Annotated in this window: 10 protein-coding genes and 1 pseudogene; 7 read left to right on the forward strand and 4 right to left on the reverse strand. The window is 62.7% G+C overall.

What is annotated here, in order from left to right:
- Nucleotides 1-13: 13 nt before the first annotated feature.
- From XH85_RS24010 to XH85_RS24025, 5 genes are read left to right on the forward strand one after another with little or no spacing between them, the layout of a single operon-like run.
- Nucleotides 14-1,258: an acyl-CoA dehydrogenase family protein gene (locus tag XH85_RS24010; RefSeq protein WP_128933773.1), complete on the forward strand. Its 1,245-nt coding sequence runs from the start codon at nt 14-16 to the stop codon at nt 1,256-1,258.
- 5 nt (nt 1,259-1,263) lie between these two features.
- Nucleotides 1,264-2,304 (forward strand): phosphotransferase family protein, encoded by a 1,041-nt coding sequence (locus tag XH85_RS24015; protein ID WP_128933774.1) that lies wholly within the window; start codon nt 1,264-1,266, stop codon nt 2,302-2,304.
- Nucleotides 2,301-2,777 carry a nitroreductase family protein gene (locus XH85_RS48105; RefSeq protein ID WP_208758053.1) on the forward strand — a complete coding sequence of 159 codons (477 nt, stop codon included), beginning with the start codon at nt 2,301-2,303 and terminating at the stop codon, nt 2,775-2,777. Before XH85_RS24015 ends, XH85_RS48105 begins: the two co-directional genes overlap by 4 nt.
- Complete coding sequence (locus XH85_RS48110; protein WP_420837851.1) at nt 2,717-2,986, forward strand: nitroreductase family protein; 270 nt, start codon at nt 2,717-2,719, stop codon at nt 2,984-2,986. The genes XH85_RS48105 and XH85_RS48110 overlap by 61 nt, the downstream gene beginning before the upstream one ends.
- Nucleotides 2,987-3,012: 26 nt before the next feature.
- The gene (locus XH85_RS24025; protein WP_128933775.1) at nt 3,013-4,161 is read left to right on the forward strand and encodes a CaiB/BaiF CoA transferase family protein; all 1,149 of its coding nucleotides are present in this window, start codon (nt 3,013-3,015) and stop codon (nt 4,159-4,161) included.
- Nucleotides 4,162-5,348: 1,187 nt separating this feature from the next.
- Here the strand turns inward: XH85_RS24025 and XH85_RS24030 are convergent.
- The 4 genes and pseudogenes from XH85_RS24030 to mdlC form a co-directional block, all read right to left on the reverse strand.
- Nucleotides 5,349-6,526: pseudogene (locus tag XH85_RS24030) on the reverse strand (4-hydroxybenzoate 3-monooxygenase).
- Nucleotides 6,527-6,581: 55 nt separating this feature from the next.
- A complete protein-coding gene (locus tag XH85_RS24035) occupies nt 6,582-8,009 on the reverse strand; it encodes an MFS transporter (RefSeq protein WP_245473377.1) in 1,428 nt (475 codons plus the stop codon).
- Between the two features lie 148 nt (nt 8,010-8,157).
- Nucleotides 8,158-9,609 carry an aldehyde dehydrogenase gene (locus XH85_RS24040; protein WP_128933776.1) on the reverse strand — a complete coding sequence of 484 codons (1,452 nt, stop codon included), beginning with the start codon at nt 9,607-9,609 and terminating at the stop codon, nt 8,158-8,160.
- Between the two features lie 20 nt (nt 9,610-9,629).
- Complete coding sequence (gene mdlC / locus XH85_RS24045) at nt 9,630-11,258, reverse strand: benzoylformate decarboxylase (RefSeq protein ID WP_128933777.1); 1,629 nt, start codon at nt 11,256-11,258, stop codon at nt 9,630-9,632.
- Nucleotides 11,259-11,354: 96 nt separating this feature from the next.
- Between mdlC and XH85_RS24050 the strand changes: the two genes are divergently transcribed.
- Nucleotides 11,355-12,272, forward strand: coding sequence for a LysR family transcriptional regulator (locus XH85_RS24050; RefSeq protein WP_128933778.1), 918 nt, complete (start codon nt 11,355-11,357; stop codon nt 12,270-12,272).
- Nucleotides 12,273-12,614: 342 nt separating this feature from the next.
- On the forward strand, nt 12,615-13,316 hold the full coding sequence (locus XH85_RS24060; protein WP_128933780.1) for a GntR family transcriptional regulator: 702 nt from the start codon (nt 12,615-12,617) through the stop codon (nt 13,314-13,316).
- Nucleotides 13,317-13,415: the final 99 nt, after the last annotated feature.

Below are 13,415 nucleotides of genomic sequence, written 5' to 3' on the forward strand. Positions count from 1 at the left end.
CAGGAGAGGCGCCGTGGATTTCGAACTCCCGAAGGAGATCACCGACAAGCTGGCCGAGCTTGACGCGTTCATCGAAGCGGAGATCAAGCCGCTCGAACGGGACAATATCAAGTTCTTCGACCACCGCCGCGAGAACGCGCGGACCGACTGGGACAATGACGGCCGTCCCCGCGATGAATGGCGGGCGCTGATCGGCGAGATGGAGCGCCGCGCCGACAAGGCAGGGCATCTGCGCTACGGCCTGCCGAAATCATGCGGCGGGCAGGGCGCCTCGAATCTGGCGATCGCCGCGATCCGCGAGCATCTGGCGGCCAAGGGGCTGGGTCTGCACAACGACTTGCAGGACGAATCGTCGATCGTCGGCAATTTTCCGATCATTCCGGCGCTGGCCGACTATGGGACCGAAGAGCAGAAGACCTATATCGAAGGCATCATCACAGGAAAGAAGCATCTGTCGTTCGGCCTGACCGAGCCGGGACACGGCAGTGACGCGACATGGCTCGAGACCATCGGCGTGCGCGACGGAAACCATTGGGTCATCAACGGCCGCAAGCGATGGAACAGTCAGGTCGCGCGCGCCCATGCCAATCTGGTGTTCGCCCGCACCTCGGGCAAGCCGGGCGAGGCCAAGGGCATTACCGCCTTCGTCGTGCCGACCAGCACGCCCGGCCACAACGTGCTCTACAATCACTGGACCTTCAACATGCCGAGCGATCACGCGGAAACGGAGCTCGTCAATGTGCGCGTGCCGGACAGCGCGATTCTGCACAGAGAGGGCGAAGGGCTCGTCGTCGCGCAGCGCTTTGTGCATGAGAACCGCATCCGTCAGGCCGCGGCCAGTGCCGGCGCAGCACGCTATTGCATCCAGGAGGCGGTCAAATACGCCAGATCGCGCGTCGCGTTTGGCGAGCCGCTGGCCAAGAAGCAGGCCGTGCAGTTTCCGCTCGTCGAGCTCTGGGCGGACTATCAGATGCTGCGCAACTTCATCTTCCGCACGGCGTGGCAGATGGATCGCCAGAATCCGCTGACGATCAGCGATATGGTCTCGATCTGTAACTTCCGTGCCAACCGGTTGTGCTGCGAGGCCGCGGACCGTGCGATGCAGGTGCATGGCGGCATGGGCTACAGCCGCGCCATGCCTTTCGAGCACATCTATCGGCACCACCGCCGTTACCGCATCACGGAGGGAACGGAGGAGGTGCAGATGCGGCGCGTGGCGCAGTATCTGTTCGGCTTCAGCGGCAAGGGCGCGAGCTGATTGCGATGACCGGGCCGGCGAGTGACGGCAGCCTGGATTTCGACCTTCACAGGCTCGAAGCCTATTTGAAGGATTGGCTGGGCGCAAGCGAAGCGACACGCGTGACGCGAACCAGTGGGGGAATGTCGAACCCCACCTATTTCGTGACGCGCGGCGATTGGCGTGCGGTCCTGCGCAAGCAGCCGAACAATGTGCTGATGCCGTCGGCCCATGCCATTGATCGCGAATATCGCGTGTTGACGGCGCTTCAGGAGAATGCCGCGCCGACGCCGAAACCGTATCGCTACTGTGAGGATCGTGACGTCCTCGGGACGCCCTTCTATCTCATGGAATGGCTGGAGGGACGCGTGGTCCACGACTACGCGTTACCCGGTTTCACGCGCGACGAGCGATTTGCATGCTATCGCTCAATGTGTGCCGCGCTGGCCGCGATCCACAAGCTCGACTTCCGGGCAGTCGGGCTCGCCGACTTCGGCAAGCCCGGAAACTATTTCGCTCGCCAGCTCAGCCGCTGGTCGAAGCTGTGGATCGAGTACCGCCGCGGCGACGACGATAACCCGGCACTCGACAGGATGGTGCGCTGGCTCTCCGAGCGTGTGCCGGAAAGCGAAGGCCTGGCGCTGTGCCACGGCGATTTCCGCATGGGAAATCTGGTGTTTCATCCGACCGAGCCACATGTGGTCGGCGTCCTGGATTGGGAATTGTCGACCCTGGGCCATCCGCTTGTCGATCTCGCCTTCAACAGCCAGGCGTGGCGCATGGCGCCGGACGAGAACGGCGGACTGCTCGGCCTGCCGCTCGACGACATGGGCATCCCGCGCGAGCGGGATTACCTCGAACTTTATTACCAGCTGTCTGGTGCGACCGAGCGCCTGACGGTCTTTCACCAGGTCTTTGCGATGTTCCGCGGTGCGGTCGGAAGTGCCGGCGTGGCGGCACGCGGCGATCTCGGCAACAACGTCCTGCCCGATGCCGGCAATGTGGGACGACGGCTCGCCCGCGCTTACGCGACGCGGGGGATGGCCCTGATCGAGAGCGAGTCATGAGCATGCTGGAACGACCGTCGATGAGCGTCGATGAAGCGATCCGCCGGCGACGTTCCGTGCGCGGCTTCTTATCCCGCGAGGTGCCCGAGGCGATCCTTCGCGAGGTCTTCGCGCTGGCGCAATGGTCGCCATCGAACTGCAACGTGCAGCCGTGGGTCCCTCACGTGGTGTCGGGAGACAGGCTCAAACGGCTTCGTGACGCGCTCGTTGCGGCGGGAATGCGCGACGAGCCGATCAAGCCGGATTGGCCGGCCGACGGCAAGTTCACGGGAGTCTATCGCGAACGGCAGGTCGGTGCCGCGCAGGCGCTTTATGGCGCGATGGGTGTGGCGCGAAGCGACGCGGTCGGGCGCAAGCTGGCCTATGTCCGCAACCACGCCTTCTTCGATGCGCCCACGCCGTCTTCATCTTCATGCCCGAGCCGTTCGATACGCGCGAGGCCACTGATATCGGCATGTACGCGCAAACCCTGATGCTCGCGTTCATCGCCCGCGGCATCGCCTCCTGCGCGCAGGGCGCGCTCGGATTGTTTCCGGACATTGTTCGCGCGCAGCTTGGAATTCCCGGTCATCAAAAACTGCTGTTCGGTATCTCGTTTGGCTATGAGGATATCGACGTCAAGGCCAATGCGGCGCGCGCCGACCGGGCCCCGATGGATGACGTCGTGCGCTTCCACCGCTGAGAGTTCCCATCAGAGGAGATGTCGTCTTGACCGGACCGTTGCATGGCTTTCGCATCGTCGAGATGGGCGGGATCGGCCCGGCTCCCTTTGCCGGCGCGCTGCTTGGCGATCTCGGTGCGGACGTGCTGCGGATCGATCGCGTTCCTCGGCCGGGCGTCGAACCGGACCTGCCGGCGCGGTTCGACTTTTACAACCGCAATAAGCGTTCGGTCGCGCTGGATCTCAAGCAGCCGCAAGCCGTCGCAACGGTGCTGCAACTCGTCGCGCAGGCCGATGCGCTGACCGAGGGCTTCAGGCCCTCGGTGATGGAACGGCTTGGCCTTGGGCCCGACGCCTGCCATGCCGTGAACCCGCGTCTGGTCTATGCACGCATGACCGGCTGGGGGCAGCAAGGGCCGATGTCGCAGGAGGCGGGGCATGACATCAATTATCTTGCACTGACCGGCGCACTGCATTGCCTCGGAGACGCGGACCGCCCGCCGCCGCCCCCGCTCAATCTCGTTGCGGACCTCGGAGGCGGCGCGCTCTATCTCACGGTCGGCCTGCTTGCCGCGACCATGGAGGCGCGGCAATCGGGCAAAGGACAGACCATCGACGTCGCCATGATCGACGGCGTGACGCATCTGATGTCGGCGTTCCAGGCGTTCCGCCAGCAGGGCAGCTGGACTGAGCGGCGCGCCGACAATATCGTCGACGGCGGCGCACCCTTCTACGGCAGCTACGCGACCAGGGACGGCAAGTTCATTGCTGTCGGCGCGATCGAGCCGCATTTTTATGCCAATCTGTTGAACGTGATGGGACTCAGGGCAGGGGAACTGCCCGACCAGAACGACCGCGCATCCTGGCCGCAGATGCGCCAGCGCTTCGCAGAGATCTTCGCCCGGCGAACGCGCGACGAATGGGTCGCCGCTGCGATGGGGCGCGACGCCTGTCTCGCGCCGGTCTTAACCATCGACGAGGCGCCCGCGCATCCGCAGATGCAGGCGCGAAGCGCCTACGCCATGTTCGATGGGGTTCGGCACCCGAGCCCGGCGCCGCGATTCTCGCGCACACCGTCTGCGCTTCACACACCGCCGCCGCCGCCGGGTCGCGATACCCGGCAGGCGCTCGCGGACTGGGGCGTTTCGCCGGAGCAGATCGCGGTGCTGGAATCGGCCCGCGCCATCGCGGGATGACGCGGTGATACAAACGTTTGTCTAGTCCGCCGAGACCGGATCACCCGAGAGTGTCCAGCTGAGGTGGTGGAGCGGTCTGATGGAATACTCCAGGTGGGGACAAGTCCGAGATCCGGGGAAGTGGAGATAGTGTCGGCGGTTGTGGTTGAGCTTCAGCAGCTCTTGGATACTCGGAGGAGGTGAGGAAGACGTCAGAGCATACACCGATCGTTGGGAACGATCCCGAAATTATCGGGCGGGGGATTGCATTCGGCTGAGATCAGGGAGGCGGGCGTCTGGCTGAGAATTCGTCCGGGCTGCTAGGTCAGCTTTGGGTGAGACTGCGACTTGGCGGAGAGGGCCGGGGCCGCTTGTGGCGCAAACCGGACCATCAATGGCCCGTCCGACTGGCCATTGACGGTATCGGGTGGAAATCGGCGAGAGGCCAAAAGGGCGCCGCTCCGACTTGGTATACGTCTACTGTGTCGATTGATCCCGATACTTGCTGAAGGTGCCAATCCTCAGAGCCTTGCAAATTTTCCTGTGAACTCAAGACCGAAAAATTTGGGCGGGTGTACCGTCGGGATTTGACCGTCAGCTTTGAGAATTTGTGTTTGGAAATCAACGCGGAAACATCTTCATAAATGATTGAGTGGGAGTAGTGCGGCCTGCTGGCATCGCGTAATTTAGCGTGGGTCTGGTCGAGTTGTTCTCGCTTCGTTGATAGTTCTGACCGAAGTAGTGAGCTTGGCTTATCCCGGTAGCAATCCAGAATCCATTGCGTCTTCACTAATGGAGTGTCGTAGCGTGTTCGATCGTACAGAATGGCCGGGGCCACAGCTTAGCTTCGACACCGGCAGGTTTTGGCGCAAAGCGGCTCAAATTTGATTGCCCAAGCTGTTTGTGGCCGTTGTAGCTGAAATTGGCCCATGATGGATTGGACCGAGACCTTAGGGATTTCACAACCAACGTGAGCAGGTCGGTGGTGCATGTGCAGGATCGGCATCTTCGAGTGTAGGGGCTCGGCGGTGCTGACGAGCAGTCTCCATCGCTCGAAGTTGAATGATCGAAAGCTGCGGGCTTGGCTACCACTCTCCCCGCCATTTGCTCGATCTTGTGCGCCAAGCCGCGATTTCATGCGCCTCGGTCCGTTAGTCGTGTCGAATCTCGACGCGAGATCGCGTTGTCAGATTCCTGGCTGCGGGGCTTCACGCCAAGGGCACGCCTACGTAGTTTTCGGCAAGAGTTGTTGCGGCGGCGCGGGACGAGGTCACGAGCTCGAGCTCAGCGAGTTGGCGCTTCAAGTCGAATTCGGTCCCCTCACGGAATCGATGAAGCATTGACGTCATCCACCAGGAGAAGTGCTGGGCGCGCCAAACCCGCCGAAGCGCCGTAGGCGAATAGGCGTTCAGAAGCGCGGTTGATCGATTGGAGTAGTACGAGGACAGCGCCCGGGCGAGGACGTGCACGTCCGCCGCCGCCAGATTCAGGCCCTTGGCGCCGGTCGGAGGGACGGAGTGCGCGGCGTCGCCAGCAAGGAATAATCGCCCATGCTGCATCGGTTCGCAGACGAACGAGCGGAGCGGGATGATCCCTTTTTGAAAGATCGTACCCGTCTTAAGCTCGAAACGTCTCCGCCTACGCGCGTCTGCAATTCGTTCCAGATCCGATCATCGGACCAGTTATCGACGCTATCGGTGGGGTCGCATTGGAAATACATGCGCTGCACGTCCGGAGATCTCGTCGAGATCAGCGCAAACCCGCGTTCGTGGTGGGCATAGATCAGCTCCTCGGATGACGGCGGCGCCTTGGCGAGGATGCCGAACCAGCCGAAGGGGTAGACGCGGAAATAGTCGTGGCGGACCAGATGCTCCGGTATCGCGGGGCGGCTTGTGCCGTAGCCGCCGTCACATCCGGCTACGAAGTCGCAGGCCAATTCGCGCGTCTCGCCTTGCTTGGAGGCGAATCGGATGACCGGCTGGTCGGAGGTGAGGCCGTCGATGCTGGTTGCCTTGGCCTCAAAATGAATCTGGCCGCCCGTACGCAAACGAAGCGCGATCAGGTCCTTCAGAACTTCGTGCTGCGGGTAAACCGTGATGGTGCGACCATTCGCCAGGCCCTGAAGTTCGATGCGATGCCCGCGGCCGGCGAAACGCAACTCAAAGCCGCCATGCACGAAACCCTCGCGCTTCATGCGATCTCCGGCACCGATCTCGGTCATCAGATCTGCGGTCGACTGCTCGAGCACGCCGGCCCGGATCGTCTGCTCAATCTCCGCCTGCGACCGGTTTTCAATGATGATCGACTCGATGCCGCTTAGATGCAGCATATGGGAGAGCAGTAGCCCCGCTGGACCAGCTCCGACTATACCTACTTGTGTTCGCATTGAGTGCTTCTCTCGCAATCTTCCGAATATGTCGAGCGGCCGTAACGACCTCTCGTCACGTTTTGCGCGCGGGGATGTGGCGACCAACGACAGCGAGTGAGAGGGTGAGACCGATCATGGCGACGCCCAGCATCAGGAGATAGCCGTCCTTTCCGCCGACCGTGATTACGGCTGCACCGGCAAAGGCACTGAGGATGGCTCCAAGCCGGCCAAAAGCGAGGGCGGAGGCCGTGCCCGTGGCCCGGACTGAGGTCGGGTAGACATACGCGCACACGGCATACATGGTCGACTGCACCGCATTGGCGAAGAAGCCCTGCACACCGAACCCTGCTATCAGAATGCTTGCCTCCAGCGCGATGTTCACGCGGGTCAGGTAAAGCGCGGTGGCGGCGCCGAGGAGGCTGCACAGCAGGAGCGGCCATCGCGAGCCGTACCGGGTGATGGCCATGGCGCATGTCAATGCGCCGAGCACGCCTCCGAAGTTGTAGGCCGTCAAACCGGCCCCCGCGATTGCGACGTCCAGCCCTTCGGACGTCAGCATCGTCGGCAGCCAAGTGAAGGCGCTATAGACGGCAAGCAGGTTGAGAAAGAAGGCGCACCAGAGCGCGATCGTGTCGCGCGCGCGGCCCCTCTCGAACAATGCAAGAAATCCCTCGCGTTTCTCGATTCTTTGCTCGCCCAAATCTGTGAAGACAACATCGGCTGTAACCGGTCGCGACATGCGCCCGACGAGCCGGCGCAGCTCGGCCCAACGCGCCCTCCGGCGCACGAGAAAGCGCGGCGTTTCCGGGAGAATGAGGAGCAGAAGGAAGCCAAGGAGCACGGCCAGAGTTCCACCAAGAAAGAACAGGGCCCTCCAACCGAGGTTTGGCAGGACGACGCTGGCGAACAGGCCGGCTAGCATGCCTCCAAGCGGGACACAGACGATCGTCGCCGTAATGGCAAGCGTCCGCCGTCGTGCGGGTGTGAATTCCGCCGCAACGGTGGTGGAGCTCGGCAAGGCTCCGCCAATGCCGAGTCCAGCGATAAATCGCAGCGCGCCGATGTGCCAGAGGTTGGCCGCGAAGCCGATGCAGAAGGTTGCCAGCCCGAAAACCATCACGCTCACGATCACGGCGCCGCGTCGTCCGAACCGGTCAGCGAGGAGGCCGGCGAAGGCGCTTCCTATTCCCATTCCGATCAGCCCAGCGGCAAGGGCGGGAGCAAAGTCACCGCGGGTAACGCCCCACTCCTTGATCAGAACTGGGACAGCGAAGCCAATCAGCTGTCCGTCGAATCCGTCCATGATGATCGATAGGGCGGCGATGAAGACGACGATCTTCTGCAGGACGGTCCAGGGGCCATGATCAAGGAGGTGCCCGATGTCCAGCGAGGGTGCGCTGTCGCGGCTGCTGCTCACCTCACCACGAAGGCGAGTTGAATCGGAGCCGGCTGCCGCGATGTGCGGCGAAGACAAGGGGCCTATGGGGTACGACTCTGTCACAACTTCCCTCCTTGTTTGCTTTGCGTAGATGTGTCGGATCAGGGTGGCGCCCGATCGGCTTTCGAGGACGAGCTTCGCCGTGCCTCCCGAGCAATGCTGAGGGAGGCGACGTCACTTCACTGGAGATTGAGATCGGGCTCGGGCCTGATCAGAACGGATAGTGTCGTTCGCTTGTCTGAATGGTCATCCAGCGAGTGTCTGTGAACTCCGCGATTCCAGACTTGCCGCCAAATCGTCCGTACCCGCTGTCCTTGACCCCTCCGAACGGCATCTGAGCCTCGTCATGCACGGTGGGGCCATTGATGTGGCAGATCCCGGATTGAATGCGCGAGGCGACGCGCATGCCTCTCGATGTATCCCTGGTGAACACGGCGGACGACAAGCCGTAGGCATTGTCGTTTGCGCAGGCGATCGCTGCGTCCTCGCCCTTGACCCGAACGATCGGCTTGATCGGTCCGAAGGACTCCTCGCTGTAAATGCGCATAGCGGATGTGACGTGGTCGATCAGCGTGGCCGGCATCAGCGTGGAATCAGCTTTCCCGCCGCAGAGCAGTTTCGCACCTTTCGCGAGTGCGTCATCGATGAGGTCGTTGCAACGCTTGACGGTGGTCATGTCGACGACGGAGCCGAGAACGACGGGGCCCTTTCGCGGATCGCCAAGCGGCAGCCTGGACGCCTTGTCGGCGAGACGGCGCACAAACTCGTCTGCGATAGCCTCATCAACGATGATCCGCTCGGTCGACATGCAGATCTGTCCCGAATTCGCAAAGGCACCAAACGCCGCTGCGTTCACGGCGGCGTCGATGTCGGCATCATCAAGAACAACGAGCGGCGCCTTGCCTCCGAGTTCGAGGACCGCTGGCTTGAGGTACTTCGCGCACGTCGCGGCGATGATCTTTCCGACGCGGGTCGATCCCGTGAAATTGACCCGGCGCACGGCGGGATGCGCGATCATCGCTTCGACGACAGGTCCTGCGTCCGACGGAGCGTTGGTGACGTAGTTGACGACGCTCTTGGGAAAGCCGGCTTCCTTGAACGCCTCGACGATCAGCCCGTGGGTTGCGGGGCACAGCTCGGACCCCCTCAGAACGACGGCGTTTCCGCAAGCCAGCGGAAGCGCGATCGCTCGCACGCCGAGGATCACAGGCGCATTCCAGGGCGCCATGCCCAGGACCACCCCGGCGGGTTGCCGCACCGCCATCGCGAAGCTGCCGGGCACATCGGAGGGAATGATCTCGCCGCTGATCTGCGTCGTCATCGCCGCGGCTTCGAGCAGCATGCCGGCCGCGAGATGGACGTTGAACCCAGCCCAGATCCCCGAGCCGCCAGTCTCTGCAGCGATGGACGCGGCAAATGCTGGGGCCTTGGCTTCCAGCGCGTGCGCTGCCTTGATCAGAAGGGCACGGCGCTCCGAGGGACCTGTGGCAGACCAGCTCGGGAAGGCTGCTGCGGCGGCTTCCACGGCTGCAACCGCATCGGGCGCTGTGGCTGCCGGTGCTCGCGTTGCAATCTGGCCATCGAGCGGATTGAGCCGCTCGAAGGTGGCGTTACCGGTGGCCGGTCGTTGCTCGCCGCCGATCAACATCGAAATCGTGTTCATATCTGCTCCCTCGTTCTGTTCTATTTCTGCAGGTCTCTGTCCTCGACCTCGACTTCGATCAGTGTTGGTCGCTCGGACGAAAATGCCTTGGCCAAAGCGTCGTGGAGGCCCTTGGCGTTCCCGACATGGACTGCAGAGCAGCCCAGGCCTCTCGCAATCGAGACGAAGTCGAGTCCGGGAAGGTCGGTGCCCTGGACGTGCTCTTGCGAACTGAAGCCGAACACGGGTGCGAAGTCCTGTAGCGCGGCGTAGCGCCCGTTCTTGAGAATAACGAAGGTTACGGGCAGACTAAGTTGTGCGGCGCTCCAGATTGCCTGGATCGAGTAGAGGCTTGAGCCATCACCCACCAGGGCAATCACACGGCGGCCGGGCTTTCCGAGGGCCACGCCGACGGCCGCCGGCATGCCGTAACCGAGGCCGCCGCTGTCCATCGTGTAGAAGGCTTCGCTCTGCGTGATGGGCAAGTGCGCCTGCATCACAGGCCTGGCGCCCGGCGCTTCCTCGACGATGATCCCAGCGGTGGGCTTCACGTCCGCAATGGTTTGCATCACGAAGGCCGTTGAGAGCGGCTCCGTCGGCTCCACTCGCCGCGCGATGGCGCGAGCAGGAGGAGTGGCGCGCGTCGGTGGCCCGGCACGTGCAAGAAGATCCAGGACGCCGAGCCGCACGCTGCCGATCGCAGCCATTCCCTCCGGAGTCCATGCGGCGGTCTGGGGATCGTCGGTCAACTGGAAGAGCTCGGCTCCATCTGGCAGATGTGGACCGAACCCCTCGACATGATACGAGAACGCCGGCGCGCCGATCGCGAAGACGAGATCGTGCCCCTGAAGAAGGTGGACGATCTTCTCACGGATCGCCGGCAGAAACCCGGCGAATAGTCGGTGGTCCTCGGCGAAGCTGCAGCGGCCGGACATCGGCGCAGTGAAGACTCGCGCATTGTGCGCTTCGGCGAGCCGCCGAACTTCGTTGAAGGCTCCGTCGCGATCAACGGCCGCTCCGACGACGAAGGCCGGCCGCTTCGAACGATCGAGGGCGCTTCCGATCTGGTCGAGAATGGCTGGATCGGGGCGGACCTGCTGGCTGACCATGCGTGTTGGCAAATACTCGGCGGGCCGATCCCAATCGTCCACGGGCACCGAGACCAGGACGGGACCGCAAGGTTGCGTCATCGCGATGTAGTAGGCGCGCGCGATGGCATGCGGCACGTCCTCGGCACGTGCCGGTTCGATGCTCCATTTCACATAGGGCTTCGGAAGCTCGGTGGCCTCGCGGGAGGCGAGAAACGGATCGAAAGGCAGGATGGAACGCGCCTGCTGGCCGGCCGTGATGACGAGAGGCGTCCGGTTCTTGAACGCGGTGAAGATGTTTCCCATGGCGTTGCCGACGCCGGCCGCCGAATGCAGGTTGACGAAGGCGGCGTTGCGTGTCGCCTGCGCAAATCCGTCGGCCATGCCGACGACGACGGCCTCCTGGAGTCCGAGAACGTAGCGGAAATCGTCGGGGAAGTGCCGGAACAACGGCAATTCCGTCGATCCTGGGTTGGCGAAGACAGACGTCATGTTGAGACGACGCAGCAGATCGACGACGGCATCGCGCACCGTCGGCGCAGTCACGCATCGTTGCTCGAACGTATCCGTCCCAGTGGCCATGTCTGTTCCCATCCCGGTTTTTTGTCGTTCGGACACTAGGGGAGGGCGGCCGTTGCAAAGAATTGAAAAAAAGGGAAAAAGCCATTACGTTTGGTTATGGCCCTGAGCATCGAACAGCTGACGACCTTCACCACGATCGTCAAGGCGGGGAGCCTTGGCAGGGCGGCTGCCCTGTTGAACATGACACAGCCCGCGCTGAGCCGGGCGATCAAGCGCCTGGAGCAGCAACTCGGCGCCGAACTGTTCGAGCGCCACTCCAAGGGCATGCAATTGACCGATATTGGAAGGGCATTCTTGCCGCATGCGACTTCGCTGCATGTCGAGGCCACGCAGGCGCTCGAGGAAATTCAGGCGTTACGTGGCGCGGCGAAGGGGACCGTGCGGGTCGGCGCGGTGGCGAGCATCGCGAGTTCGATCCTGCCGCCCGCGATCGAGCGTACCTTGACCAAATGGCCCGGTCTTCATTTCGAAGTCTTTGAAGGTGTCTGGGACTTGTTGGCGGCGAGTTTGTCGAAGCACGAGATCGATCTGGCCCTGGGCGCGGAAGCGCCGGACACGGACGAAATCGTGGCAATTCGTGATTGCTGCTGGGAGGACACGAGCCACGTGATCGTTTCGTCCGCGCACCCTCTCAGGCGTCGTCGAAAGTTGACGCTCGCCGATACCCTTCACGAGAAATGGACGATCCCGCCGCCCGGCACCGGACCGCATCAGCACCTCGAGAGTGTGTTCGCCGAGCAAGGCCTCGGCATGCCCGACGTGATCGTCAGAACGCGTTCGATCACGGTGCTCAAGAGCCTTGTCGTCGATTCCGGGTTTCTGAGCTGGATGGCCGAGCCGATGTTCGAGCCGGAGCGGCGTGCCGGTCTCATTGCTCCGCTTTCGATCGCCGGGGTCGATGGGAGGCGAAGGCTGGTGGCGTTTCGGCGCCGGCGGGGTCTTCTGGCCGTTCCGGCCGTGAAGCTGCTGGACGAGTTGAGGCGGCTGACGTCGGCGGGAAGTCGCAAGCGCTGATCGGAAATCCCGCCACTCTCGTCCGGTCACCAATTGCTTAACATGGCGCCGATTTGACACGCGCGATCGCTGGTAGCGTGAAGCAAAACCGCGCGCCGCCCAAAGACGAATTGTGTTCGGCGCAGATGCGGTCTCCATGTGCCTCAACGATGGATCTGGAGATGATCAAACCCATGCCCATTCCAGTCTTCTTCGTCGTAAGCATACGTTCAAAGCGATAGCCGGGCGCGCCATTTGGCAATTCGGAGGCGAGGGCTCCCGTGGACAGCCGCACCATTTTGCCTCGCCGGGGTCTCTTGCTAAGATGAGCATTCGGCAGATCGGCGAAGAGGGGCGGTTCGGTTGATATCCAAGAGGGGCGATAAGACCAATTTCGAGAACTCGATACGCGCGGTCGAGCGGGAGACGCTGAATGACCGGGTCTACCGCGAGCTACGGACGATGATCATGTCGGGCGGCTTCGTTCCTGGAGCCGAGATGAAGCTTCGGACCTTGGCGCAAAGCCTGCACGTCAGCCTCATGCCGGTTCGCGATGCCATCGGCCGCTTGGTGGTCGAGCGCGCGCTGAAGATGCTGCCCAATCACAGGGTGATCGTGCCCGAAATAACGATCGACGAATTCCTGGAGATCCGCCGCGTGCGCATTCTCTTGGAAGGCGAGGCAGCCGCGCTCGCCTGCGCGCACATCGGCACCGGTGGCATTGCCGAGCTCAGGCGACTCCATGAGAAGATCAAGTCGCTGGGCACGAACAAGCAGCGGCAGTTTTGGGCGCTTAATCAGGAATTCCACTTCACCATCTATGAAGCGGCCAAGAGCCCGTTGTTGCTCTCGATGATCGAGTCGCTCTGGCTTCAAATCGGTCCTGTATTCAACCAAATCCCGATCAATCTCACATCGGAAGGTGCCCGAGGGCATCACCGCATCATCACGGCCCTGAGCTCCGGCGATCCCAAAGCGGCGCGGGCCGCGCTCACCGAGGATCTCATGAAGGGTGGAGATCGCGTCATCGCTACCCTCATTCGGGACAAGCAGCCCGCGGGCTGAAAGCTCTGATCTCACTTTGCAGCGAGTTCCGGCGTTCATTGAACGCCGGAACGGATGCGCGCGGCCGAGCGGCAGAAGCCAATAAATCTTGGCCGACGG

Source organism: Bradyrhizobium zhanjiangense (assembly GCF_004114935.1).
Lineage (GTDB): Bacteria > Pseudomonadota > Alphaproteobacteria > Rhizobiales > Xanthobacteraceae > Bradyrhizobium > Bradyrhizobium zhanjiangense.

Bases quoted from the DNA above. Each gene is read 5' to 3' on its own strand.
- mdlC (WP_128933777.1), bottom strand. From the start codon at position 11,258: ATGGCCACTGGGACGGATACGTTCGAGCAACGATGCGTGACTGCGCCG.
- XH85_RS24040 (WP_128933776.1), bottom strand. From the start codon at position 9,609: ATGAACACGATTTCGATGTTGATCGGCGGCGAGCAACGACCGGCCACC.
- XH85_RS24015 (WP_128933774.1), top strand. From the start codon at position 1,264: ATGACCGGGCCGGCGAGTGACGGCAGCCTGGATTTCGACCTTCACAGG.
- XH85_RS24050 (WP_128933778.1), top strand. From the start codon at position 11,355: ATGGCCCTGAGCATCGAACAGCTGACGACCTTCACCACGATCGTCAAG.
- XH85_RS48105 (WP_208758053.1), top strand. From the start codon at position 2,301: ATGAGCATGCTGGAACGACCGTCGATGAGCGTCGATGAAGCGATCCGC.
- XH85_RS48110 (WP_420837851.1), top strand. From the start codon at position 2,717: ATGCCCGAGCCGTTCGATACGCGCGAGGCCACTGATATCGGCATGTAC.